Origin of the sequence: Streptomyces sp. NPDC024017, from assembly GCF_040638895.1 — a bacterium.
GTDB lineage: Bacteria > Actinomycetota > Actinomycetes > Streptomycetales > Streptomycetaceae > Streptomyces.
Genome location: NZ_JBEZYZ010000001.1, coordinates 563,807 through 587,286 on the forward strand (window position 1 = coordinate 563,807; position 23,480 = coordinate 587,286).

At 70.9% G+C, this 23,480-nt stretch carries 20 protein-coding genes; 11 read left to right on the top strand and 9 right to left on the bottom strand.

What is annotated here, in order from left to right:
• Positions 1-333: a hypothetical protein gene (locus AB0G20_RS02605; protein WP_356669302.1), complete on the bottom strand. Its 333-nt coding sequence runs from the start codon at positions 331-333 to the stop codon at positions 1-3.
• Positions 334-526: 193 nt separating this feature from the next.
• Between AB0G20_RS02605 and AB0G20_RS02610 the strand changes: the two genes are divergently transcribed.
• Both AB0G20_RS02610 and AB0G20_RS02615 read left to right on the top strand, forming a co-directional pair.
• Positions 527-1,285, top strand: a complete 759-nt coding sequence (locus AB0G20_RS02610) for a GntR family transcriptional regulator (protein WP_361294633.1) — start codon at positions 527-529, stop codon at positions 1,283-1,285.
• Positions 1,286-2,017: 732 nt separating this feature from the next.
• Positions 2,018-2,464, top strand: a complete 447-nt coding sequence (locus AB0G20_RS02615; protein ID WP_361294636.1) for a hypothetical protein — start codon at positions 2,018-2,020, stop codon at positions 2,462-2,464.
• Positions 2,465-2,853: 389 nt separating this feature from the next.
• Here AB0G20_RS02615 and AB0G20_RS02620 read toward each other — a convergent pair whose 3' ends face one another.
• Positions 2,854-5,241, bottom strand: coding sequence for a serine/threonine-protein kinase (locus AB0G20_RS02620; protein WP_361294639.1), 2,388 nt, complete (start codon positions 5,239-5,241; stop codon positions 2,854-2,856).
• Positions 5,242-5,349: 108 nt separating this feature from the next.
• Complete coding sequence (locus AB0G20_RS02625) at positions 5,350-5,544, bottom strand: hypothetical protein (RefSeq protein WP_190048403.1); 195 nt, start codon at positions 5,542-5,544, stop codon at positions 5,350-5,352.
• A gap of 624 nt (positions 5,545-6,168) precedes the next feature.
• Between AB0G20_RS02625 and AB0G20_RS02630 the strand changes: the two genes are divergently transcribed.
• Positions 6,169-7,353, top strand: coding sequence for an acyltransferase family protein (locus AB0G20_RS02630; protein ID WP_361294643.1), 1,185 nt, complete (start codon positions 6,169-6,171; stop codon positions 7,351-7,353).
• 15 nt (positions 7,354-7,368) lie between these two features.
• On the opposite strand, the gene AB0G20_RS02635 is transcribed toward AB0G20_RS02630, so the two are convergent.
• Together AB0G20_RS02635 and AB0G20_RS02640 are read right to left on the bottom strand one after the other, a co-directional pair.
• Positions 7,369-7,806, bottom strand: a complete 438-nt coding sequence (locus AB0G20_RS02635; RefSeq protein ID WP_361295788.1) for an HD domain-containing protein — start codon at positions 7,804-7,806, stop codon at positions 7,369-7,371.
• 38 nt (positions 7,807-7,844) lie between these two features.
• On the bottom strand, positions 7,845-9,023 hold the full coding sequence (locus tag AB0G20_RS02640) for a PP2C family protein-serine/threonine phosphatase (protein WP_361294646.1): 1,179 nt from the start codon (positions 9,021-9,023) through the stop codon (positions 7,845-7,847).
• Between the two features lie 162 nt (positions 9,024-9,185).
• Here AB0G20_RS02640 and AB0G20_RS02645 point away from each other — a divergent pair, with 162 nt between their 5' ends.
• Entirely contained in the window at positions 9,186-10,436 is a 1,251-nt protein-coding gene (locus AB0G20_RS02645) for a GNAT family N-acetyltransferase (protein WP_361294649.1), read from the top strand.
• Positions 10,437-10,449: 13 nt separating this feature from the next.
• Here AB0G20_RS02645 and AB0G20_RS02650 read toward each other — a convergent pair whose 3' ends face one another.
• Positions 10,450-11,259: a DNA-formamidopyrimidine glycosylase family protein gene (locus AB0G20_RS02650; RefSeq protein ID WP_361294652.1), complete on the bottom strand. Its 810-nt coding sequence runs from the start codon at positions 11,257-11,259 to the stop codon at positions 10,450-10,452.
• 530 nt (positions 11,260-11,789) lie between these two features.
• A complete protein-coding gene (locus tag AB0G20_RS02655; protein ID WP_361294655.1) occupies positions 11,790-12,275 on the bottom strand; it encodes a ribose-5-phosphate isomerase in 486 nt (161 codons plus the stop codon).
• 278 nt (positions 12,276-12,553) lie between these two features.
• Here AB0G20_RS02655 and AB0G20_RS02660 point away from each other — a divergent pair, with 278 nt between their 5' ends.
• The gene (locus AB0G20_RS02660; RefSeq protein ID WP_361294658.1) at positions 12,554-14,044 is read left to right on the top strand and encodes an amino acid permease; all 1,491 of its coding nucleotides are present in this window, start codon (positions 12,554-12,556) and stop codon (positions 14,042-14,044) included.
• Between the two features lie 81 nt (positions 14,045-14,125).
• Here the strand turns inward: AB0G20_RS02660 and AB0G20_RS02665 are convergent, their stop codons facing one another.
• Complete coding sequence (locus tag AB0G20_RS02665) at positions 14,126-16,018, bottom strand: serine/threonine-protein kinase (protein WP_361294661.1); 1,893 nt, start codon at positions 16,016-16,018, stop codon at positions 14,126-14,128.
• A gap of 194 nt (positions 16,019-16,212) precedes the next feature.
• On the opposite strand from AB0G20_RS02665, the gene AB0G20_RS02670 reads away from it, so the two are divergent.
• Positions 16,213-16,938 carry a hypothetical protein gene (locus AB0G20_RS02670; RefSeq protein WP_361294664.1) on the top strand — a complete coding sequence of 242 codons (726 nt, stop codon included), beginning with the start codon at positions 16,213-16,215 and terminating at the stop codon, positions 16,936-16,938.
• Positions 16,939-17,024: 86 nt separating this feature from the next.
• Here the strand turns inward: AB0G20_RS02670 and AB0G20_RS02675 are convergent, their stop codons facing one another.
• Positions 17,025-17,606 (bottom strand): biotin transporter BioY, encoded by a 582-nt coding sequence (locus tag AB0G20_RS02675; protein ID WP_361294667.1) that lies wholly within the window; start codon positions 17,604-17,606, stop codon positions 17,025-17,027.
• A 450-nt stretch (positions 17,607-18,056) separates the two neighbouring features.
• Here AB0G20_RS02675 and AB0G20_RS02680 point away from each other — a divergent pair, with 450 nt between their 5' ends.
• The 5 genes from AB0G20_RS02680 to AB0G20_RS02700 all read left to right on the top strand — a co-directional run bounded on the left by AB0G20_RS02680 (position 18,057) and on the right by AB0G20_RS02700 (position 23,478).
• Positions 18,057-19,256 (top strand): ROK family protein, encoded by a 1,200-nt coding sequence (locus tag AB0G20_RS02680; RefSeq protein WP_361294670.1) that lies wholly within the window; start codon positions 18,057-18,059, stop codon positions 19,254-19,256.
• Between the two features lie 232 nt (positions 19,257-19,488).
• On the top strand, positions 19,489-20,547 hold the full coding sequence (locus AB0G20_RS02685) for an ABC transporter substrate-binding protein (RefSeq protein ID WP_361294673.1): 1,059 nt from the start codon (positions 19,489-19,491) through the stop codon (positions 20,545-20,547).
• Positions 20,544-21,428 carry an ABC transporter permease gene (locus AB0G20_RS02690; RefSeq protein ID WP_361294676.1) on the top strand — a complete coding sequence of 295 codons (885 nt, stop codon included), beginning with the start codon at positions 20,544-20,546 and terminating at the stop codon, positions 21,426-21,428. The genes AB0G20_RS02685 and AB0G20_RS02690 overlap by 4 nt, the downstream gene beginning before the upstream one ends.
• Entirely contained in the window at positions 21,404-22,138 is a 735-nt protein-coding gene (locus tag AB0G20_RS02695; RefSeq protein ID WP_361294679.1) for an ABC transporter ATP-binding protein, read from the top strand. Before AB0G20_RS02690 ends, AB0G20_RS02695 begins: the two co-directional genes overlap by 25 nt.
• The gene (locus tag AB0G20_RS02700; protein ID WP_361294682.1) at positions 22,135-23,478 is read left to right on the top strand and encodes an LLM class flavin-dependent oxidoreductase; all 1,344 of its coding nucleotides are present in this window, start codon (positions 22,135-22,137) and stop codon (positions 23,476-23,478) included. The genes AB0G20_RS02695 and AB0G20_RS02700 overlap by 4 nt, the downstream gene beginning before the upstream one ends.
• Positions 23,479-23,480 lie beyond the last annotated feature (2 nt).

Genomic DNA, 23,480 nt, shown 5'->3' on the forward strand with positions numbered 1-23,480 from the left:
TCAGGCCGCCGGGGTGATCGCGACCGCGCGGAACGAGATGCCGTGCCGCTTCTGTCCGTTGAACTCGTTCTCCCAGTCACGGGCCCGCAGGCCGACGACCCGCACCGGCATTCCCGGGGTGAGGCCCTCGGGGAGGCCCGTCTCCGGAACGGTGACCTGGTAGAGGTTCCCCTCTCCCTCGTCGGAGACCAGCAGACCCACGGTCGAGAGAGCCACGTTGGGGTTGTCCCGGTCCATGGCCCGCTCACCGGTCTTCTTGTTCACGAGCTTCGGTTCCGGCGCGGTCGCCACGAACACCACAGCGGTCGAAGTGTCGATCTTGAACGACGGCATAAGTGCATCCCTTGCGCTCGGGAGGTCACCGCGTGCGACCTCTCTAGACATCTCTATGGAACCCAACGTCTCTAGAGACGTCAAGAGGGATGTCTAGAGAGGTTGCAGAAGGTCCGTTGGGGCTACACGCAACAGGGCAGGCGTCCCGTACATCACCTAGGCTGTCTAGAGAAGACAGGAAGGAGGCTCCGGAATGACCAACACCGACGACGACCGTCGGCCGAAGTACCAGCGGATCGCGGACTCTCTGCGCGAGGCGATCCAGTCGGGCGAGTACGGTCCCGGTGATCGGCTTCCGGGGGAGAACGAGCTGATGGCCGCGCATGGCGTGGCACGCATGACAGCCCGCCAGGCCTTGAGCGTGCTCAAGGACGAAGGCGTCGCCGAGTCCCGCAAGGGTGCCGGCGTGTTCGTGCGATCCTTCCGCCCTCTGCGGCGCCGAGGCATCCAGCGGCTCGCCCAGGAGCAGTGGGGCAGTGGTCGATCCATCTGGTCTGCCGACATCGAGGACCGCACGCTTGTGGTCGATCAGGTGACGGTGTCTGAGGAGGCCGCCCCGGAAGGCGTCGGTCAGGTCCTGGACCTGGCTGAGGGGGAGACGGTGTGCATGCGGCGGCGGCGGTTCGTCCTGGACGGGAAGGCCGTTCTGCTCGCGACGAGTTATCTGCCCACGTCAGTGGTGGCGGGGTCGGCTATCACGCAGGAGGACACCGGGCCAGGCGGAACCTATGCACGCCTTGCCGAACTCGGCTACAAGCCAGTGCACTTCCGCGAAGAGATCCGCTCGCGCATGCCCACGAAGGCTGAGGCGGCGCAGCTGAGCATCTCCGCGGGCACACCCGTGATCCTCATCTGCCGCACCGCATTCGCGGACGAGGGCCGCCCCGTCGAGATCAACGAGATGACGCTCGACGCCGCCTCGTACATCCTGGAGTACGACTTCGACGCGTGACGCTGCGCGGCTGTTACGAGTTTCTCTACCTCATCAAGCCCGGCTGCGCTCCGCTCCGCCGGGCGCGCTTCCCGGCTCCGCTCCGGGCGCCGCTCCTGCCTTCGGCCCGCTCCGCCCGGGCTGCGCCGACGCGCGCCCACATGTGAAACAGGCCGGGACCATGAGTCGAGAACCGCGGAGCGCGGCAACGCTTAAAGCATGCCTCCGGCGGGGGCGCTCAGGCTCCGAGATGGAGGGGGCGCCGCTTGCGAGTGCCGGCCGGAGTAGTGGCGTGCGCGGGGAGCTCCCATCCCGTCCGCCATCGACCCAGGCAGAGCCGAGCAGACGCGGCCCATGGCGTCCAGGTCGTTCGTACAGTGGCGCGCTCCACCTGGACGCCATGAACCACGCCCGCTCCACGGTGTGTGGGTCGACGGCAGACGGGATGGGAGCTGGGGTGAGTGGTGGGTTGAGGCGGCAAAGGTCGCCAACAGCAGGCAGTCACTCGATGCCCAAAAGACACTGAGCGTTACCCAACCCCCAGGCCGACGGTGCCAGAGGCCTACGCCCCCAGGGATGCTGATTCCGAGGGCCCCCAGAACCTGACTCGCCGCGTGAGCAGCAGCTGCAACATCTGCCGCAAAGAAGGAGACGCCGGGCGTCTGCACCGGCTCGTGCTTCCTGACCACTCGAAGGATGGGTTTGCCAGGACCACACCCCTTACTCTGTGTGATCAAAGCTACCTTCTCAGTCATGACAGCAACGACGACTGCGGCCACCGCTCAGGGCGGCTCGCAATGGGCACAGACCGGACCGCTCGCCTTCAACCACCCCCTCACCACCACCGCAGAGCGCATCACCGAGGTGCCGGAACTCACGATCAACTTCCCCGGAGTGTGGGAGCTCACCTACCACGTCCGCACCACGTTCAGGTCGGGCAACCAGAAGGCCCTGTGGATCCACACATGGCTGGAGAAGGACGGCGTGCCCATCGAGGGCAGTGAAGCAACGCACGGCCGCCAGGGCCCGGATTCCGAATCGGTCCAGGACACGGTCGGACAGACGGTCCTGGTCGCCCTCCAGGTCGGAGAGAGCCTGACGCTCCACGGCCGCTACTCCGGAGAGGGCAACGCGTCCATCATCAGCAACGACGGCGGACGCACCTCGGTCGTGGCGCACTGGGTGACTCCAGGGTTCTGAGCGCCACTGCGCGTGGGTGGGGCGGGGCAGCCCGTCTCACCCACAGTCCCGGCCAGCTCCATCACGCCACCCATCCGTGGCGCCCACATGCCGCGTGAGGGCCGAGGAGTCCAGCGCCAGGCCCGACCGTCGTCTGGACTCCCTGAGAGCGGCAGAGAGCCATACGTGCCCCCTGCGTGCCCGATCCAAGGGCACGCGTCGGGGAACAGCGGGGAACCTCGGTGACCGGGCCACGAACGCGCAGGTCACCGTCTCGCCAGGTCAGCGCCCATCCGCATACGCGATCTTCCAAACTAGCTACGCGGGTTCGATTCCCGTCGCCCGCTCTCGGACCTCGGGCCCGGTTCCTCGGAACCGGGCCCGAGGTGTTTTTCCGGCGGGTCGGCGGGTCACAGGTCGCGCACGTCCACCGTGTAGACGGAGCGGACGCCGTAGGGGACGTAGAGGGCGTCGCCGACCAGGACGAGGGGGGCTCCCCCGGAGACGAACAGGTTGTTGACGCGTCCGCCGTCGTCGCGGCCGGAGCGGGTGCCCTCGACCTTGCCGGTGCGCGCGTTCAGGGCCGCGAGGCGGCCGCTGGGGGACGCCATGTACACGTGGGTGGCCGAGGCGGTCGGGGGTCCCGGCTGTTCCACGGAGGAGTTCGCTTCCCACAGGGTCCGGCCGGTTCGCGGCGAGACCGCGCGGACGCCGCCGCTCGCCGCCGTGAAGTAGATCGTGCCGCCCACCAGGTGCGCCTCGGCGTCCGCGGGCCGGGGCTCGGCGAGCTGTCGGAACGTGAGCACGTGCGAGGAGACGTCGATCAGGGTCAGGGCACGCTCCGTGTCGACGGTGTCCGCGAGCACCAGGCGGCCGTCGTGCCGGCCGAGCAGCTGCGCGGTGCCCTCGACCTCGACGGTCCAGCGGGCCCTTCCGGTGGCGGAGTCGATCTCGATGACGGTGGTGCGGCCGGTCTCGCCCTCGTCCTGCGTGGTCGTGCAGACGAAGTAGGCACGGTCGGCCGCCGAGCTCAGCAGGCAGTCCGGGGCGGCGGGCTTCGGCCGCTTCCAGCGGACGTCGCCGGTGCCGGCGTCGAGCAGGGCGTACTGGTCGCCCTGGGCCCCGTAGAAGGTGATGACGCCCTCGGGGACCGCCGTGGCCGTGCCCTGCGTGCTGTCGGGGGCGACCGCGCTCTCGCCGGAGCCGGTGGGGGTCCGCCAGAGCACCTTGCCGGTGTCGGCGGCCAGGGCTTGGACCGCGTACGTCCTCCGGATGCCGGTCGCGCTGTCCTGCTCGTCGGCCTCGTAGCCGTAGACGCGGCCGTCGCCGGTTCCGATGAGCGCGCCCTCGTTGCCGGAGGAGCCGTGCGGCGTGCGGTCGACGGGAAGGGACCAGGTGTTGCGGCCGTCGGCGAGAGCGAAGCGGGTCGCCGAGAGGTCGGCACCGGCACACACCAGGGACCTGTCGACCGCGGCGCAGCCCGCGAGGGAACTGGCGGGGCCGCCCAGGACGCGCTCGCTGCCCGGCGCGGCCTTCGCCGACTTCGCCCAGGGCTTCCAGCCCTCCGGGAGGTCGCTGCCGGCGGCGGCCGACGGCTTGGAGGTGGGGCGGTCGTCGCGGGTCAGGGCGACGGTGGTGGTGACGAGCGCGGCGAGTGCGACGGCCGCGGCGGCCCAGACCAGCAGCAGGCCGTGCCGATGGCGGCCGCGGGGGCGCCCGGTCCGAGGCGCCGGCGGGCCGGCCGGGTCATGGGTCGGATCGTTTCGCTCGGCCGGGCGTCGGCTGAGGGGATCGTCCCGGTCGGCGTCTCGCTCGGCCGGCGGTCGGGGCAGGGGCGCGTTCCGGTCGGCGTTCGGCTCGGACGGTGGGGGGAGCAGGGGTGCGTCCCGTTCGGTGTCCGCCGCGTCCGGCCAAGGCGTCAGGGCGGGCTCGGTCGGGCGGGTGCCCGGGCCCGGGCGGGCCGGGCGGGGTGGAGCGGTGCCCGCCGGTGCGCCCTGGCGGAGCAGGGTGAACAGGTCGTCGGCCGTGGGGCGGGACTTGCGGTGCTTCTCCAGGCAGGAACGGATGACGGGGAGCAGTCCGGCCGGGACGCCGGAGAGGTTCGGCTCGCCCTCGACGACGCGCAGGGCCGTCTCGTAGGGGCTGGGGCTGTCGAAGGGGCCGCGGCGGGTGGCCGCGTAGGTGAGGACCGAGCCGAGGGAGAAGATGTCGGCGGCCGGGCCGACGTCCTGGGGGGAGGCGAACTGCTCCGGGGACATGAAGGGCGGGGTGCCCATGACGCGTCCGGTCTGGGTGAGGACGTCGGAGGCGGCGAACTCGGCGGCGCGGGAGATGCCGAAGTCGATGACGCGGGGGCCGTCCTCGGCGAGCATCACGTTGGCCGGCTTCAGGTCGCGGTGGACGACTCCGGCGCGGTGGATGTCGCGCAGCGCCTCGGCGAGGCCGGCGGCGAGGTCGCGCAGGCGGGGAGGCGGGAGCGGGCCGTGTTCGCGGACGTGGGTGCCGAGGTCCGCGCCCGGTATGTAGAGCGTGGCCATCCAGGGGTGCGTGGCGTCGGCGTCGGCGTCCACGACGGGGGCGGTGAAGGCGCCGCTGACCTGGCGGGCGGCGGCCACCTCGCGGCGGAAACGGGTGCGGAACTCGTCGTCGTCGGCGTACTGGCTGTGCACGACCTTGATCGCGAGGCGTCGGCCGGAGGCCGAGCGGGCCAGGTAGACCACACCCATGCCGCCGGAGCCGAGGCGGTCCTCGATGCGGTAACCGCCCACCTCCGCCGGGTCGGAATCGCGCAGCGCCATCCCCGTACGTTCCCCCCGTCAGGCACCGTCCTGTGGCCGGGGCGAGCGTAACCGCCCCTGCGCCGGGCCCTCAGCGCGGGGCTCGGGAGGGGGCACTCCGCCCGCCGGTCAGAAGCTGATGGAGTTGATGGTTTCCGCTATCGAGTTGAGGAACCGCTGGATGTCGTCGGCCATGCCGGTCGAGGCAAGGAAGAAGCCGAAGAGGACCGCCACTATCGCGGGACCTGCCTTGAGGGAGCCGCCTCTCAGCAACACCACAAGGATGATCGCCAACAGCAGCACCACAGACAGTGAAATGGCCACAACTGATCACACCCTCGGTCGGTCCGCTCTCCCGGCCCGGGGACGCGACCCCGCGCACCCCCGCCAGAACCATCGTGCCACCAACGTGGCCCGGCTATGCGGCCGGTGACGCATCGACCACACCCGTGTTGCCCCCACGCGCGTGTGCCGCCTGGGCGCGGGGCCCCCGACACCGAGGAGTCGCACGGCAATTCGACGAGCCACCCCCACAGGGAATTCGACCGCATCGTTTCCGTCTCCACACAACGCGTTCGCCGGTAATTCGAATTGCCGCCACAAGCTCCTCAACAGCCTTGCGGGGCAGCGACCGAAGAGGGCGGAAGCGGACATTCCACTGGAGTCGCCTGCTGGTCTTATGCGTCACTTAGTCCGGAAGTATCACGACAACCCGGGCCTGGGCTGTGTACACAATCCACCCCGGGCGATGTGTTCGCCATCACGCCGATGTGACGTCAACTACCCGTAATCCGGGGGTACCCGCAGCGAATAGCCAGGAATCACGTCCGGCGTTTTACGAATAGCTGCAGGGAACGCTAGGGTGCCTCAGATGTTCCACGCTGCCTCGTCCCCCGTACGCGCAGCGAGGTCCCGGATCGTCTCCCCGAGCTCCTGGTGGGAGGGTCTGTGACGAACTCGCTGCGACCGAACGGCGACCGCAGGGCGCCACTTCCCCCGGCACAGTCGCCGGCCGACGGAGTGCCGAGCCCGCGCTCGCCGCAGAGCACGCAGAAGAAGCAGAACGGCAAGCAGCGCGACGCGTTCTTCGACAACGCCAAGTACCTCGCGATCGTGCTGGTGGCCATGGGCCACGCCTGGGAGCCGCTCAAGAGCGACAGCCGGATCCTCGAGGCGGCGTACCAGGTCGTCTACGCGTTCCACATGCCGGCGTTCATCCTCATCTCCGGCTACTTCTCGCGCAGTTTCGACATGCGGCCCGACCGGCTGAAGCGCCTGATCACCGGCGTCGCCGTGCCGTACATCATCTTCGAGACGGCCTATCCGCTCTTCAAGCGGGTCATCGACAACGACCCGCATCAGGAGATCAGCCTTCTCGACCCCTGGTACCTGACCTGGTTCCTGGTCGCGCTGTTCGTCTGGCGCCTGACCACCCCCATCTGGAACCTGGTGCGCTGGCCGCTGCCGCTCGCGCTGGGTCTGGCCATGCTGGCGACCGTCACCCCGTCGATCGGTGACGACCTGGATCTGCAGCGCGTCCTGCAGTTCCTGCCGTTCTTCGTGCTGGGCCTGGTCATGAAGCCCGAGCACTTCCACATGGTGCGCACGCGTGCGGTACGGATCGCCTCGGTGCCGGTGTTCGCCGTCGCGCTGGCCTTCAGCTGGTGGGCGGTGCCGCGCATGAACACCGCGTGGTTCTACCACCGTGACGCCGCGCAGGAGCTGGGCGCCCCCTGGTGGACCGGGCCGGTCATGGTGCTCGCGATGTTCGGCTGCTCCCTGGTGCTGACCGCCTGCTTCTTCGCCTGGGTGCCGCGCCGCCACATGTGGTTCACCGCCCTCGGCGCCGGCACGCTCTACGGCTACCTGCTGCACGGCTTCCTGGTGAAGGCCGGCGACTACCAGGGCTGGTTCGAGGCGTCCTGGCTGCACCAGCCGACCGGTGAGGTCCTCGTGACCGTCCTCGCGGCCGCCGTCGTGACGGTGCTGTGCACCAAGCCGGTGCAGCGGATCTTCCGGTTCGCCATGGAGCCGAAGATGGAATGGGCCTTCAAGCGGGACGCGGCCGAGCTGGCCCGCGAACGCCAGAGCGCCGAGCGGCGCGAGCGCGAGCGCGAGAAGGTCAGCGCCTGACCCCCACAGCGGAATTCATCCGACGAGACCGAGAAGTGCGCGCATCCGTGCGTACTTCTCGGTCAGTCGTTTCCGGGTCGCCTCGTCGAGGACCGCGAGCCGGGCCGGGTCCGCGTTGTGCGCCAGGTCCGACTCCTTCACCAGCAGCGCCCCGGGCGTGGCGAGGATCCGCGCGGCGTACGCCTCCGGCGGCTCCCCCGCCCGCTTGGTGACCGCGAGGACGATGTCCTTCGTACGGCTGCTCAGCGCGGCCTCGCGCAGCCACTGCGCGGAGAGGGCGTCGTCCTCGACGGCGTCGTGCAGCCAGGCCGCCGCGATCTGCTCCTCGTCGCCGCCCCGCGCCCGCACGCCCTCGGCGACGGCCTGGAGGTGTTCGGCGTAGGGCCGTCCCGCCTTGTCGGTCTGACCGGTGTGCGCGGCGCGGGCGACGGTCTCGACCTGGGCCAGGGTCATACGGGGTGTCTGGGTCACCGCTCCAGTGTCCACCCGCCTCAGCGGGTCGCGGCGGCCGTCGGTCCCTCGCGGCAGATGAGCAGCAGGGCCCGGTCGTCGTTGACGTCCTTGGCCACGGCCTCGATGAGATGCCAGGCGGCACCGTGGAAGCCGCCGGCCACATAGCGGTCGGCCTCGCCGGTGAGGCGGTCGATGCCCTCGACGATGTCGCGGTCGGCGGTCTCCACCAGGCCGTCCGTGAACAGCATCAGCACGTCCCCGGGCCGCAGTGAGCCCTTCACCGGGTCGAACTGGGCGCCGTCGTACACCCCGAGCAGCGGGCCCTCGGCCGCTTTCTCCTCCCAGCGGCCGCTGCCGGCGCTGAGCTGGAGGCCCGGCGGATGCCCCGCGGTGTAGAGCTCGTAGTCGCCGGAGTCCAGGTCGAGGACCAGGTGGATGGAGGTGGCGAAGCCCTCGTCCCAGTCCTGGCGCAGCAGGTAGCCGTTCGCGGCGGGGAGGAAGGCGTGCGGCGGGAGGGAGCCGAGCAGGCCGCCGAACGCGCCGGACAGCAGCAGGGCGCGGGAGCCCGCGTCCATGCCCTTGCCGGAGACGTCGGTGAGGACGACTTCGAGCGTACGGCCGCCGTTGGTGCGCGCCGCCACCACGAAGTCGCCCGAGAAGGACTGGCCGCCCGCCGGGCGCAGGGCCATCTCCCGGTGCCAGCCGTCCGGCAGGTCGGGCAGCTTGCTCTGCACCCGGATGCGTTCACGCAGGTCGAAGAGCATGGTGCCGCCGCGCCGCCAGGGCACACCGACCCGGCTGCGGAACTGGGCCAGGAGCAGCCCGAAGAAGCCGCAGGCCGCGACCACGAGCACGACACCCGGGGTGACCCTCGACGGGCCCTCCGTGTACGGGCCGAGCTGCACCGACTCCACGATCAGGGCCGTGGCCGCCGCCGCGTACAGGCCGAGCAGGCTCGCCGGGCGCAGCAGCAGACCGCCCACGACGACGGGCAGCACCAGCGCGGCCGGTGAGAACCACACCGAGTTCGCCAGCGTCGCCGCCGCGATCAGGGGAACCATCAGGAGCAGACCGGCCAGGGCGATCCAGTCCGAGCCGTTGCCGCGGAAGTAGTCCACGGCGGCTCGGCGCACGCCGACGCGGACCCGGTGCCACTGCTTCTTCAACCGGGCCGTGAACGTCTCGGCTTCCGCGCGCCGCTCTCGTCCTGATGCCATTAGTTCGGGACCCTATCCATCGGACCAGCCGCTTGGCACGGGAGGTCCCACTTGTCCCCCGTCCGAGGGCCGACTTCACAGTGAACTTCACAGCGCGACGCCCTGCCGCAACCCGGGAGAAATTCCCTCGCTCGTCCCGCATTGCCCTGGTAGGCATGGCCCATGGCAACTGACGCGAACGCCCTTTCGCCCGGCCTGCGGGTCCTTCGGAAGGACGATTGGGACAAGTGGTACGACACCCTGGTCCGGGGCTTCGGAGGGGTGCCGGAGTCCGCTGCGGAGCGGGAGTTGTGGAACTCGCTGACCGAGTTCGACCGTTCACTCGGTGTCTGGGACGGGGACGAGTGCGTGGGGACGGCCGGGGCGTTCAGCTTCCGGCTGACCGTGCCCGGCGGCGCGTCACTGCCGGTCGCGGGCGTCACGATGGTCAGCGTGGCCGCCACGCACCGTCGGCGCGGCCTGCTGACGTCGATGATGCGGCGGCAACTGGACGATGTGCGTGCGTGGGGTGAGCCGCTGGCCGTGCTCACCGCGTCCGAGCCGGCGATCTACGGGCGGTTCGGATACGGCAACGCGACCCTCTCGTTGAACGCCGAGATCGACACGGCCCGGGTACGGCTGTCGGTGCCGGACGGTACGGATGACGTACGGGTGCGGTACGCGGTGCCCGCCGACGTGCTCGACGTGTGCGAAGCGGTGTACGCCCGGCTGGTTCCGGCGCGGCCCGGGATGCTGGCCCGGCAGCCGGGCTGGGAGCGGCTCGGGACGCTCGATCCGGAGAGCGAGCGAGAGGGGGCGTCGCCCCTGCAGTGCGTGCTCGCCGAGCGGGGCGGGGAGACGGTCGGGTACGCGCGGTACCGCGTCAAGCCCGATTGGGAGCCGTCCGGGCCCAACGGCAACGTGCTCGTCGAGGACTTGGCGGCGCTGGACCCCGCGGCGGACGCGGCGTTGTGGCGGTTCCTGTTCGGGATCGACCTGACGGCGAAGGTGACCGTGCGGAGGCGTCCGGTGGACGACGCGTGGCAGTACCTGGTGTCCGATCAGCGGCGGTGCCAGCCGCGGTTGCGGGACTCGCTGTACGTGCGGCCGGTGGAGGTGGGGGCCGCGCTGGAGGCGCGGACGTATCAGGCGCCGGTGGATGTGGTGTTCGAGGTGGAGGACGCCTTCTGCCCCTGGAACGCGGGGCGTTGGCGGTTGAGCGGGGACGCGAAGGGGGCGTCCTGCGAGCGCACGACGGATGCGGCTGATGTCGCCCTGTCGGTGAGGGAGTTGGGCGCGGCCTATCTCGGGGGTGTGTCGCTGGCCTCGCTGGCGGCGGCGGGACGGGTGCGGGAGGTTCGGCCCGGGGCGTTGGCGGAGGCGTCCCTCGGGTTCGGGGTGAGTGTGCCGCCGTGGTTGCCGTACGGGTTCTGACGCCCGGACGGCTTCAGGGGCGTTGGCAGCCCGGGCACCAGAAGAGGTTGCGGGCGGCGAGATCGGCGGTGCGGATCTCGCCGCCACAGATGTGGCAGGGCAGGTTGGCCCTGCGGTAGACGTACACCTCGCCGCCGTGGTCGTCCACGCGGGGCGGGCGGCCCATCGCCTCCGGCGTGTGCTCCGGGCGTACGGTGTCGATCCGGTTGTTGCGGACGCCCTCGTGCATGAGGTCGACGAGGTCGGTCCAGATCGCGTGCCACTCGGCGGGGGTGATGTCCTTGCCGGCGCGGTACGGGTCGATGCGGTGCCGGAAGAGGACCTCCGCGCGGTAGACGTTCCCGACCCCGGCGATGACCTTCTGGTCCATGAGGAGCGCGGCGATCGTCGTACGGCTGCGGGTGATGCGGCGGTACGCGGTGTCCGGGTCGGCGTCGTCACGGAGCGGGTCGGGGCCCAGGCGGTCGTGTATCGCCTGCTTCTCCGGGGGTGTGATGAGGGCGCAGGTGGTGGGGCCCCGCAGGTCCACGTAGGTGGTGTCGTTCGCCACGCGGAGGCGGACGGTGTCGGTGGGGGGCGGTTCGGGGGCCGGGCCGAAGGTGACCTTGCCGAAGAGGCCGAGGTGGATGTGGATCCAGTCGGTGTCGCGGAAGCCGAGGAAGAGGTGCTTGCCGTGCGCTTCCGTGCGGGTGAGTTCCGTGCCGGTGAGGAGGTCGGCGGCGGCTGTGAATTTGCCCTGGGGGCTGGTGGTGCGGGGTTCTGTGCCGAGGAAGGCGGCGGCGTAGTCCTGGGCGAGGCGGTGGATGGTGTGGCCTTCCGGCACGGGTTCTCCCTGTGATCGTTGCCTTCGCCCACCCACCCGACTCGGTTCGTCAAGAGGTTGAGGCCGACATGCCCCGGGGCTCCGCCCCGAACTCCCGGCGGGGACTCCGTCCCCTGCACCCCTCGCGGGGCTACGCCCCGGCACTCCGTGCGGGCCCGGGCCCCGGGCCCCGGGCTCCGGCCCCGGGCTCCGGCTCCGGGCTCCGGGTCGGATGCCGTATCCCGCGCCTCAGCCGGACCCGCTTGGATTCGGGGCTGGACCAGTGCCGGGTACGTGCGTGAGGGTCCGGCGCGGCTTCCGCGCCAGGTGCCGGTGGCGGACCCGCATGGGGCTCGGACACGGAAGACCCCGGGCGGGTGCGGGCGGCGGGCTCCGCGTGGCGCCCGCTCCGGGGCGGTCCCCGCACCGGGCCCGCGATCCGGCGGCCCGCGCGCAGAGCTCGGGAACCGAGCCCTGCGGCCGAAGGGGACGCCCGCCCTACGGGGGGATCGGGCGCGGGTCCTCCCGGTCAGCCCGACCGGCAGGCCGGGTTACTGCTGCGGGTGGTGCGGCGGGATCGGGGGCAGGTCGCCGGTCGTTTCGTAGGCGGACAGCATGTCGATCCGGCGGATGTGACGTTCGTCACCGGAGAACGGCGTACCGAGGAAGGTCTCCACGAACTTCGTCGCCTCGTCCTGCGAGTGCATGCGCGCGCCCACCGCGACGACGTTCGCGTTGTTGTGCTGACGGCCCAGGGACGCCGTCTCCTCGCTCCAGGCGAGGGCGGCGCGGACGCCCTTGACCTTGTTCGCCGCGATCTGCTCGCCGTTGCCCGAGCCGCCGATGACGACTCCGAGGGCGTCGGGGTCCGCGGCCGTGCGCTCCGCTGCGCGGAGGCAGAAGGGCGGGTAGTCGTCCTGGGCGTCGTAGATGTGCGGGCCGCAGTCGACGGGTTCGTGACCCGCCTCCTTCAGCCACTCGACGAGGTGGTTCTTGAGTTCGTAGCCCGCATGGTCCGAGCCGAGGTACACGCGCATGGGACGAGTGTGACACGGGTGTTTCGGGGAAGGCGCGCGGGGTGGCGCTCAGGAAAACCCGAGGCGCATGTGAGCCACATTACTGAACCTCAGGAAAACCTCAAGTAACAATCTGGATTCAAAGGTTCTCCTATTCGTTCGCCTCCGATTCACTGGTCCAGCTCGTACACCGCTCGTGCGAGCCCCCGTGCACCGTCCTGCCGCGACACACCCTTGTTCGTGCGGCTTGTGCGGTTCGTACGGAAGTACAGCTCCCCGGCGCAAAGGAAATCCGTTCCATGACCTCGCAGCCGACTCTGAACAAGACCGGAAACGACCCCGGAGGGCCCGGAGAACCCGGAGCCGAGGGCTCCGGGCTGCAGGCCGGGCTCAAGAACCGGCATCTTTCGATGATCGCCATCGGCGGTGTCATCGGTGCCGGACTCTTCGTGGGGTCCAGCTCCGGTATCGCCACCGCCGGACCCGGCATCCTGCTGTCGTACGCCCTCGTCGGCACGCTCGTGGTGCTGGTGATGCGGATGCTCGGTGAGATGTCGGCCGCCAACCCGACCTCGGGTTCCTTCTCCGCACACGCCGACCGGGCGCTCGGGTCCTGGGCGGGTTTCTCCATCGGCTGGCTGTACTGGTTCTTCTGGGTCGTCGTGCTGGCGGTCGAGGCGACCGCCGGCGCCGTGATCCTGGAGGGGTGGATACCGGCCGTGCCCCAGTGGGGCTGGGCCCTGATCGTGATGGTGGTGCTGACCGCCACCAACCTGGTCTCCGTGGGCTCCTACGGCGAGTTCGAGTTCTGGTTCGCGGGCATCAAGGTCGTCGCCATCGCCGCGTTCATCGTCATCGGCGGGCTGGCCGTCTTCGGGCTGCTGCCCGGCGTGGACAGTGAGCAGGCCGGGCTGAGCAACCTCACCGAGCACGGCGGCTTCCTGCCCAACGGGGCCGGCGCCATCCTCACCGGTGTGCTGCTCGTCGTCTTCTCCTTCATGGGCAGCGAGATCGCCACCCTGGCCGCCGGTGAGTCCGAGAACCCGCAGCAGGCCGTCACCAAGGCCACCAACAGCATCATCTGGCGTGTCGCCGTCTTCTACCTCGGCTCGATCGCCGTCGTCGTGTGCCTGCTTCCGTGGGACAGCAAGGCCATCACCAAGGACGGCTCCTACGTCGCCGCGCTCGACTCCCTCGGCATCGCGCACGCCGGTCAGATCATGAACTTCATCGTGCTGACCTCGGTGCTGTCCTGTCTCAACTCCGGCCTCTACACCGCCTCCCGCATGGCCTTCTCCCTCGGTCGGCGCGGCGACGCGCCGAAGGCCTTCGCCCGCACGACCTCCAACGGCGTGCCGCGCACGGCGATCCTCGCCTCCGTCGCCTTCGGCTTCGTCGCGGTGTTCTTCAACTACAAGTTCCCGGACTCCGTCTTCCTGTTCCTGGTGAACTCCAGTGGCGCGGTCGCCCTGTTCGTGTGGCTGGTGATCTGCTTCTCCCAGCTGCGCATGCGGAAGATCATCAAGGCCGAGGCGCCCGAGAAGCTCGTGGTGAAGATGTGGCTGTACCCGTATCTGACCTGGGCGACTGCCGCGCTGATCGTGTTCATCCTCGGCTACATGCTCACCGACACCGAGCACGACGGGCGCCAGACCATCCTGCTGTCGCTGCTCGTCGCGGCGGTGGTGCTCGTCATCGCCTTCGTGAAGAAGGGCGTGCGTGGGGGCCGGCCGGCCGCCGTTGTCCCGCAGGCTCAGGGTGAGGAGCGCAACGAGGTGTCGGCCGGCTGATCCTCCGGCCGCTCGCCGTTCGTCGTGAACGGGGGCCTGTGGTGCGTGCTGCCGCACGCGCCGCAGGCCCCTTTCGTCTGCCTACAGCACCGTGAAACTGTCCTTGACCTTCTCGTAGATGGCGAGTGCCTCCTGCCCGATCCCGGCCTGGTACCACGTGTTGACCTGGTACGACTTGCCGGTCACGTTGAAGCCGAGCAGGCGGGCGTGCCAGTGCACGCCCTTCAGCGTGAACGTGTACTCCCAGACCACCGCCGGATGGCCGCGGAACGTCGTCTCCTCCAGGCGGATCTTGCGGTAGTCCTGGCCCTGGTGGGCGTTGCGCTCCGAGGTCTGCCAGGTCTCCAGCAGGTCACCGCGGGCCAGAGAGGACTTGCCGACCAGCTCCTGGGCTCCGTCCGGGGAGGTGTAGTGCACTTCCGCGCCCGTCTTGACGTCCCTCCGCCAGCCGTCGGGCGTCGCCCAGGCGAACCCGCCGGCCTCCCGGTGCGTGCCGGGCGGCAGGGTCTGCGGCCTGGTGGTGCCCTCGACGGTGGGCGAGGGGGTGGCGCCGCCGGTGGTGGCCGGCGCGGACGCCGAGGATCCGGCGCGGGGGGTGTCGTCACCGCCCGAGCCCGATGACGTCGCCAGGAGGATTCCCACGACGGTGCCGGCGGTGGCGAGGGTGGCCGCCGCGGCGGTGAGCACGTTACGGCGACGGCCTGCGCCCGTACGGGAACGGGGGCGGGGTCGAGGTGTCGCCGGGACGGCGGGGCCGGGGAGTTCGCCCGGCGGCATCGGCACGGGTGCGGGGTGGGGGCGGCGCTCGGTCTCCGCTTGTGCGCGGGTGAGGGAGACGGGGCTCGGGCGGTGGGTGGTGCCGCCGGCTCGGCTTTCGGTACGGGCCGCCACCGGCTGGGCCTTCGCGGCGGCTTCCGTGGGTGTGGGTGTGGGGTGGTGGTGCGGGGCGGGGGTGGGGAGAGGTGTCGGTGACTGCCCCTTTGGGGCTGGTCGTTGCCCTCCAAGGGTCTCCGGGGCCGGGGCGGGCGCGGGGGCCGACACAGACTGCGGCTCGGGCTCGGGCTCGGGCTCCGGCTCCCGTGCTCGCTCCGGTTCCGCGTCCCGCAGCCCCACCGCGACCGTCGGTGTCGGGGCCGGGAACGCCACCGGTCGCAGCGCCGTTTCCAGCGCCTCCAGGTCCGGGCGAGCCGACGGCTCCTTGGCCAGCAGGGACGTCAGGATGTCCCGCAACGGGCCCGACGCGGCGGGGAGTTCCGGCTCCTCGTACAGGACCGCGTGCAGTGTCGCCAGCGTGGTGCCGCGGGAGAACGGGGAGCGGCCGCCCAGGGCCGCGCACAGGGTCGCGCCGAGGGACCAGATGTCGGACGGCGGGCCCTGGGGGCGGCCGGAGATGCGCTCGGGGGCCATGTAGTCGGGCGAGCCGACCAGCATGCCGACCATCGTGAGCGCCTTGGCGTCCTGGATCGCGGCGATACCGAAGTCCGTGAGGACGACTCGCCGCCCGGGGCCGGAACCGTTGCCGCGTCCGGATCCGGCCACCCCGTCCCCGTGCTCCACGAGCACGTTTCCGGGCTTGATGTCGCGGTGCAGTACGCCCCGTTCATGGACCTGCCGCAGCGCAGCGACCAGACCGAGTCCGATGCGGGCCGTCTCGCCGGGGCTCAGCAGGCCCGTCTCCGCAAGGATCCGTTCCAGGGAGCGGCCCGCCACCAACTCCATGACGATCCACAGGCGTTCGCCCTCGTCGACCACGTCGTAGACCCGGACGACGTTGGGGTGGTCGATCCGGGCCGTGGCCCTGGCCTCGCGCAGGGTGCGTTCGCGGCGGGTCCTGCTGTCCTCCGCGTCGAGACCGTCGATCCGCATTTCCTTGACGGCGACCGGCCGGTCGAGTATTTCGTCGGCGGCTCGCCACACCCGCCCCATTCCCCCCTGGCCGATACTTTCGACCAACCGATAGCGTCCCGTCACCAATATCCCTGGAACACCGCCGCTGTTCACATTCCCCGGCAATTCGCTGCACCCCCTCCACGACGCCGCGACCGACTCCAGTGAAACACAACGGTCACACTTCGCGCCGTACCAGGATAGTGCCGCGAAATCTTGTGGTACCTCTTTCAGTGCTGCGAATTCAGGCGCAGCCCAGGGGGACGCAAGGGGGGACGAACATGAGTTCTCGTCGTACGACGGCGGTCGCGGGATCGCTGGTCATGGCATCTTTCTCGGCGGTGATGATCCTTTCCGGCACGGCCGGCGCAGAGGATGAAGGACCCGCAAGCAGCAAGGGGGGAAAGGCGGTTGACGAGGCGCCGGCGGGCGTGAAGCTCACCACGCTGCTGCCCGGGAAAATCTCGGTCGACAACGGTTCGGAAAAGACGGCGATTACCGCCACGGTGAAGAACGAGGGGAGCAAGGACAGCGGGAAGATCAGGCTGTTGGTCGTCGGTTTCGACGGGCTTGTCGTCAAGGGCGTCGAGGGATGTTCGGCGATACCCGAGAACGGACTTCCGGAGGGTTCGAACAGCGGATTCGCATGCCCGATCGACAATCTCGCGCCCGGTAAGTCGAAGTCGTACGCCGTCGACGCCACGTTCGACCTCGGCAAGACCGGGAAGATCTGTCTGCCGGTGCAGACGAGCGACGGGAAGAAGACCTTCTGGCAGCAGGGCCCGGTCCCGTTCGGCACGAGCAACCCGTCGCCGGACGCCCCGGCCACTCCCCTGCTGCTCGGCACGGACAACGAGCCGGCGGGCCCGGGCGGCAAGGAGCTGCCGAAGACCGGTCCGGCCCGTGACCTGCTGCCGCTGGGCGCGGCCGGTGCCTCGCTGCTCGCGGCGGGCGTGGCCGGAATGTGGTGGTCGCAGCGACGGCGGCCGGAGGCTCAGGGGGGCTGAACCGGCCCCCTGTTGCGCCGCGCGTACGACGAGAGGCCCGCCGGGGGGTCGTGCCCCCGGCGGGCCTCTCGGCAACGCCTGCGGTGTCAGCGCTTGTTCGCGAACTTCCAAGCCGTCGGCAGGGCGCCCATCGCCAGCGCGGCCTTCACCGCGTCGCCGATGAGGAACGGCGTGAGGCCGGCCGCGATCGCGGCGGTGGCGGACATGCCGGTGGCGAGGGCCAGGTAGGGCACGCCGATGGCGTAGATGATGGCCTCGCCCACCAGCATCGTGCCGGCCATGCGCAGCATCGAGCGGTCGGCGCCGCGGCGGGCCAGGGCGCCGACGACGGTGGAGGCGAGGATCATGCCGAGGATGTAGCCGAAGGAGGGGGCGACGCCGGAGGAGGCGCCGGCGAACCACGGCACACCGGCGATGCCCGCCACGGCGTACAGCGCGAGCGCGAGGAAGCCGCGGCCGGCGCCGAGGGACGTGCCGACGAGTAGCGCGGCGAAGGTCTGGCCGGTCACCGGCACCGGGGAGCCCGGCACGGGCACGGAGAGCTGGGCGGCGAGGCCGGTGAGCGCGGCGCCGCCGAGCACGAGGGCCGCGTCCCGGACTCGGGAGGCGGGGAGCAGGTCGGCGAGGACCTGTCCGGTGCGGGCGGGTGTGGCGGCAGCGGTGCTCATGGGGACTCCGCGGGAGTGAGGGCCGGTCGGGACACCGTGACGCTATCCCAGCGCCCTCGCCCCGATCACCGTCAGCGCTCGACAAAGGCGTGGACCGGCGTTTGGTCGGCTTCGAACAAAGGGTGCGGGTTACAGCGAGTACGGCGTGATGCCGGTCACGGTGATGGGGTGCCATGCGACACGGAAGCGGGAATCGAGGCGTCTGTAGGTTTCCGCCAAAGGCACCGAGTCCGCCGTCTCGCCCGTCGGTCGCCGTCTGGGCAGCCCCGGGCCGTTTTGCTAGCGTCGCGAACATGGTTGCCCAGGCCCGGTACTTCTCGTCGCGTCGCTATGTCGACCTGCGACGCCAGGGCACGGCCACCTGTCGCCGCCCTCTGTGAGGCGGGGCGGAGGGATCCGGCCCGCCGATCGAGACGGCGCAGTGTCGGACCGGCCTCCAGGAAGATTCCCATGCCCCGTACCGCGGCTCCCCTTCTGACGTCCCCCATCCCCCGTGTCGCCGACAGCGACCGGCGCCGCACCAGCGCGAGCGTCGTCCTGCGGTCCGTGCTGGAGCACGGGCCGGTCGCACGCAGCACCATCGCCCGGCTGACCGGCCTGTCGCCGGCGTCGGTGACCGACTACTGCTCCCGCTTCGCCGAGTTGGGGCTCATCCGCGAGTCCGCCGTACTGCGGCGCTCCAAGGGCGTGGGGCGGCCGCATCTGCCGGTCGACCTGGACGACTCCCGGTTCGTGGTGGGCGGGGTGCATGTGGCGGTGCCGTACACCACGGTCGCGCTGCTGGACCTGCGCGGGCGGGTGGTGGCCCGCAGCGAGGTGAAGCACGAACGGGCCGAGCCCGCGCAGGTGCTGGCCCGGGCCGCCGAGGCTCTGGCGGCGCTGCTCGCCGGGGCTCCCGGCAGCACAGCCCTGGGGGTCGGGTTCGCGGCGGGCGGCTGGGTGGACCGGGACTCGGGCACCGTCGTGGAGCATCCGCTGCTGGGCTGGCGCGAGGTGCCGGTGCGGGAGGTGCTCGGGGCGCGCACCGGGCTGCCGGTCCATGTGGACGGGCACGCGCGGGCTTTGGTGAACGCGGAGCGGCTGTTCGGGCGGGCGCGGGGCAGCGGCAGTGTGCTGCACCTGTTCGCGGGCAATGTGGTCGACGCGGCGTTCGCGACCCGCGACGAGGTGCACCACGGGCCGCGCTCCCAGGCGGGGGCGATCGCCCATCTGCCGGTCCCGGGCGGCACGGAGCCGTGCGCGTGCGGCCGGACGGGCTGCCTCCAGGTCGAGTTGAGCGAGCGGACCCTGTGCCGGCGGGCCCGCGAGGCGGGGGTCGTCGACGGGGTGAACCCGATGCGTGTGGTCGGCGCCGCGGCGGCCGGTGACCCGGTGGCCGTGGGGCTGCTGCGGGAGCGCTCGCGGCGGGTGGGGCGTGCGGTGGGGCTGCTGCTCGATGTGCTCAATCCCGAGCAGGTGGTCGTGACGGAGATCGGGGCCATGCACCGGGAGGACTGTCTGACCGCGCTGCGGGAAGAGGTCGGAGCGGATCGCGCCGCGACCGTCTCGCCGATCAGTTTCCCGGATTCCGTCCTGGCCGTCGCGGGGGGTGCGGTGGCGCTCGATGTCCTCTATCGGGATCCGCTGGCCGCGTCACCTGAGGCTATTTAATTCAGAAACTCGGAATGTTGACAGGCCGGGCCGCTGACCAGGAACATCCTGTTCATGAGCCCGCTCACGAGCTGTCGCACCTTCTGTTGCTGACCCGTTGACGCGCCGTTGGCGCCCCTTCACGGGAGCGCCTTCTCCTTCCTTTGTGACATTCGCGTGAATTCCCTTGCCAGGCCTTTTCCTGCCCGGAATTCCGCTCGCTGTGCCGTCTTCCATACCCAGGGAGCCTCCCATGTCCTCGCCCCCCGTTTCCGGCTTCGACCGGCGCCTGTTCCTGACCTCACTGCTCGGCGTGACGGCCGCGGCGGCCGGACTGAGCGGCTGCGCGGACAGCAGCGCCGCGGCCGACGAGACGGTCTCCGACGCTCCCCTGGCCTCCAAGGTCCCCGCGGGGACGAGCCTGAAGATCTCCTCGTACCAGAACGCGCAGCAACTCCAGTTCAAGCTGGCCGGGTTCCGCGATCTGCCGTTCAAGGTGTCCAACTGGCTGAACATCGGCGCGGGCCCCGACGTCATCAACGCCTTCCGCGCGAAGTCCCTGGACGTCGCCAACAACGCCGGGATTCCGCCGATCCAGGCGCACTACCAGGGCTTCGACGCGAAGATCGTCGCGATCAACATCACCCGCAAGCCCAACTACCTCTTCGCCACCAAGCCCGGCGGCGACATCCGATCGGTCGCCGACTTCAAGGGCAGGCGGCTCGCCTTCTCCCAGGGCCAGGCGCAGGGCGTCGTCCTGCTGCGGGCGCTGAAGAAGGCGGGGCTGAAGTACGACGACGTGGAGCTGGTGCCGCTGACCAGCAACCAGTTCCTCACCGCCCTGCAGTCCGGGCAGGTCGACATCGCCCCGCTCGCCAACACCCAGGCGCCCGCGTATCTGACGCAGTACAAGTCCGCCCGCACCATCACCACGGACGTGGTGGACCTGCTGAACCTGCTGTGGGCGCCGGTCTCGGTGCTGAACGACCGGGCGAAGGCCGCCGCGGTCGCCGCGTACGTCCCGTACTGGGCGAAGAGCCAGGTGTGGACCTACGAGCACCCCGACGAGTGGAACGAGCAGTTCTACGTCGGGACGCAGAACCTGACCCTCGCCCAGGCGAAGGCGGTCACCGCGCTGGGCAACAAGCCGCTGTTCCCGCCCCGCTGGGACGAGGCGATCACCTGGGAGCAGGAGACCGCGGATCTGCTCGCGGAGGGCGGCTTCGTGAAGAAGTTCGACGTCTCCGACCTCTTCGACCACCGATTCGAGTCCCTGGCGGCGAAGGCCGTGCCCGCGGAGTACCGGAGGTGACCGCCGTGACCACGACGACGCACACGACGACACACACGACGGCAACGGACACCACCGCACCGCTCGCCGCCCTCACCGAGGAGGAGACGCGACAGGTGCGCCGGCGCCGACGGCTGGCTCCCGGCAAGCGGCTGCCCGCCACCCGGCTGGTCGGGCCGGCCGCCGTCCTCGCGCTGTGGAGCGTCGCCTCCGCCGCCGGGCTGCTCGACACCGGCGCGATCCCGGCCCCCTGGACGGTGCTGGAGACGGGCAGCCGGCTGTGGACCGCGGGGACGCTCCCGGACGACATCCTGACGTCGCTGCAGCGCGCGGCCACCGGCTTCTCCATCGGTCTGGTCGTGGGAATCCTGCTCGCCCTGGCGTCCGGGCTGACCCGGACCGGCGAGGCCCTGATCGACGGGACGGTCAACCTCAACCGGGCGATCCCCACCCTGGGCCTGATCCCGCTGTTCATCCTTTGGCTGGGCATCGGCGAGACCTTCAAGATCGCCATCATCGCGATCGTCGTCTACATCCCGATCTACCTCAACACCCACGCCGCGCTGTCCGGCATCGACAGCCGCTTCGTCGAACTCGCCGAGGTGCAAGACCTGTCGAAGCTCCAGTTCATCCGGCAGGTCGTCATCCCCGGTGCCCTGCCCGGCTTCTTCGTCGGGCTGCGGCTCGGCGTGACCGGGTCCTGGCTGGGCCTGGTGGTGCTGGAGCAGATCAACGCCACCAGCGGCCTCGGCTACATGATGTTCCAGGCGCAGAACTACGGCCAGACGGACGTCATCCTCGTCGGCCTGGTCGTCTACGGCATCTTCGGCCTCATCTCCGACAGCGCGGTCCGCATCGTCGAACGGAGGGTGCTGTCATGGCGCCGCACACTGAGCAGCTGACCCGGCCCGCCGTCCAACTGCGCGGCCTGACACGGTCGTTCGAGGGACGCACGGTCCTCGACGGCATCGACCTCGATCTGCCCGCCGGGCAGCTCACGGCCCTGCTCGGGCACAGCGGCTCCGGCAAGAGCACGCTGCTGCGGGCGATCGCCGGGCTCGACCACGGCGTCGCCGGCAGCGGACAACTCACCGCCCCGGAGCGGGTGTCGGTGGTCTTCCAGGACTCCCGGCTGCTGCCCTGGCGGCGGGTGCTCCCCAACGTCCTGCTCGGCCTGGACGGCAAGGACGCCGAGCGCCGCGGCCGTGAGGCTCTCGCGGAGGTGGGTCTGGAAGGCCGCGAGCGGGCCTGGCCGGGCGAGTTGTCCGGCGGGGAGGCCCAGCGCGCCGCCCTGGCCCGGTCCCTGGTCCGCGAGCCGGAACTGCTGCTGGCCGACGAGCCGTTCGGGGCGCTGGACGCACTCACCCGGATCCGGATGCACGGCCTGCTCAGGGAGCTGTGGGAGCGCCACCGGCCCTCGGTGCTGCTGGTCACCCACGACGTCGACGAGGCGATCGTGCTCGCCGACCGGGTGCTCGTCCTCGACAAGGGCCGGATCGGCCTCGACCTCACCATCGACCGCGCGCACCCGCGGTCGTACCGCGACCCCCTGCTCGGCGAGTACCGGGAGCGGCTGCTGGCCGCGCTCGGTGTCACGGAGGACCACCGATGACCCGCAGACAGCTGCACCTCAACGCGTTCCTGATGAACACCGGCCACCACGAGGCGTCGTGGCGGCTGCCGGAGAGCGACCCGCATGCGCATGTGGACCTGGCGCACTACGTGCGGCTGGCCCGGATCGCCGAGCGCGGCACCTTCGACTCGCTGTTCCTCGCCGACGGCCCGCAGCTGTGGAGCAGTGTGGGCCAGCGGCCCGCCGGGGCGCTGGAGCCGATCGCGCTGCTGACCGCGCTGGCGACCGCGACCGAGCACATCGGCCTGATCGCCACGGCCTCCACCTCGTACAACTCGCCGTACAACCTGGCCCGCAAGTTCGCCACGCTGGACCATCTCAGCGGTGGCCGGGCGGGCTGGAACATCGTCACGACCGCCGGCGCCGAGGCCGCCCGGAACTTCGGTCTGGACGCCGAGCCGGCGCACGCCGAGCGGTACGCGCGGGCGGCCGAGTTCCTCGATGTGGCGCTGAAGCTGTGGGACAGCTGGGAGGACGACGCGATCGTCGCCGACAAGGCGGCGGGTGTGTGGGGCGACGACGCGAAGATCCACCCGCCCCGGCACAAGGGCCGGTACTTCAGCGTCGAGGGTGCGCTCAACGTGCCGCGTACGCCCCAGGGTTACCCGCTGCTCGTGCAGGCCGGCTCCTCCGAGGACGGCAAGCGGTTCGCGGCGCGGTACGCGGAGGCGGTGTTCACCGCCCAGCAGACCATCGAGGACGCGCGGGCCTTCTACGCCGACCTCAAGTCCCGGACGGTCGCGGCCGGCCGGGACGCCGACCACATCAAGGTGCTGCCGGGCATCGTCCCGGTGATCGGCTCGACGGAAGCCGAGGCGCGGGCGAACGAGCGGGTCCTGGAGGACCACATCGTGCACGCGCACGGCGTGAACCACCTGGAGCGGCTGCTGCAACTGGCCCCCGGCGCCCTGGAGCTGGACGGCCCGCTGCCCGCCGATCTACCACCCGAGAGCGCCGTCGAGGGAGCCAAGAGCCGCTACACGCTCGTCGTGGAGCTGGCCCGGCGCGAGCGGCTCACCGTGCGGCAGCTGATCGGACGGCTCGGCGGCGGGCGTGGGCACCTCACCTTCGCGGGGACGCCCGAGCAGGTCGCCGACACGATCGAGCTCTGGTTCGGCTCGGGCGCCGCGGACGGCTTCAACATCATGCCCGCGGTGCTGCCGTCCGGCCTGGAGACCTTCGTCGACCACGTCGTCCCGATCCTGCGCGCCCGCGGCCTGCTCCGCACCGAGTACGGCGACCGCCGCCGGACCCTGCGGGAGCGCTACGGCCTCCCCCGGCCCGCAAACCAGCACGTCATCGCCCCCGCCCTCGTCTGATC

Excerpts from the sequence above, each read along its gene's own strand:
- AB0G20_RS02605 (WP_356669302.1), bottom strand. The coding sequence starts at position 333 with ATGCCGTCGTTCAAGATCGACACTTCGACCGCTGTGGTGTTCGTGGCG.
- AB0G20_RS02610 (WP_361294633.1), top strand. The coding sequence starts at position 527 with ATGACCAACACCGACGACGACCGTCGGCCGAAGTACCAGCGGATCGCG.
- AB0G20_RS02615 (WP_361294636.1), top strand. The coding sequence starts at position 2,018 with ATGACAGCAACGACGACTGCGGCCACCGCTCAGGGCGGCTCGCAATGG.
- AB0G20_RS02620 (WP_361294639.1), bottom strand. The coding sequence starts at position 5,241 with ATGGCGCTGCGCGATTCCGACCCGGCGGAGGTGGGCGGTTACCGCATC.
- AB0G20_RS02635 (WP_361295788.1), bottom strand. The coding sequence starts at position 7,806 with ATGACCCTGGCCCAGGTCGAGACCGTCGCCCGCGCCGCGCACACCGGT.
- AB0G20_RS02640 (WP_361294646.1), bottom strand. The coding sequence starts at position 9,023 with ATGGCATCAGGACGAGAGCGGCGCGCGGAAGCCGAGACGTTCACGGCC.
- AB0G20_RS02645 (WP_361294649.1), top strand. The coding sequence starts at position 9,186 with ATGGCAACTGACGCGAACGCCCTTTCGCCCGGCCTGCGGGTCCTTCGG.
- AB0G20_RS02655 (WP_361294655.1), bottom strand. The coding sequence starts at position 12,275 with ATGCGCGTGTACCTCGGCTCGGACCATGCGGGCTACGAACTCAAGAAC.
- AB0G20_RS02660 (WP_361294658.1), top strand. The coding sequence starts at position 12,554 with ATGACCTCGCAGCCGACTCTGAACAAGACCGGAAACGACCCCGGAGGG.
- AB0G20_RS02670 (WP_361294664.1), top strand. The coding sequence starts at position 16,213 with ATGAGTTCTCGTCGTACGACGGCGGTCGCGGGATCGCTGGTCATGGCA.
- AB0G20_RS02675 (WP_361294667.1), bottom strand. The coding sequence starts at position 17,606 with ATGAGCACCGCTGCCGCCACACCCGCCCGCACCGGACAGGTCCTCGCC.
- AB0G20_RS02680 (WP_361294670.1), top strand. The coding sequence starts at position 18,057 with ATGCCCCGTACCGCGGCTCCCCTTCTGACGTCCCCCATCCCCCGTGTC.
- AB0G20_RS02685 (WP_361294673.1), top strand. The coding sequence starts at position 19,489 with ATGTCCTCGCCCCCCGTTTCCGGCTTCGACCGGCGCCTGTTCCTGACC.
- AB0G20_RS02695 (WP_361294679.1), top strand. The coding sequence starts at position 21,404 with ATGGCGCCGCACACTGAGCAGCTGACCCGGCCCGCCGTCCAACTGCGC.
- AB0G20_RS02700 (WP_361294682.1), top strand. The coding sequence starts at position 22,135 with ATGACCCGCAGACAGCTGCACCTCAACGCGTTCCTGATGAACACCGGC.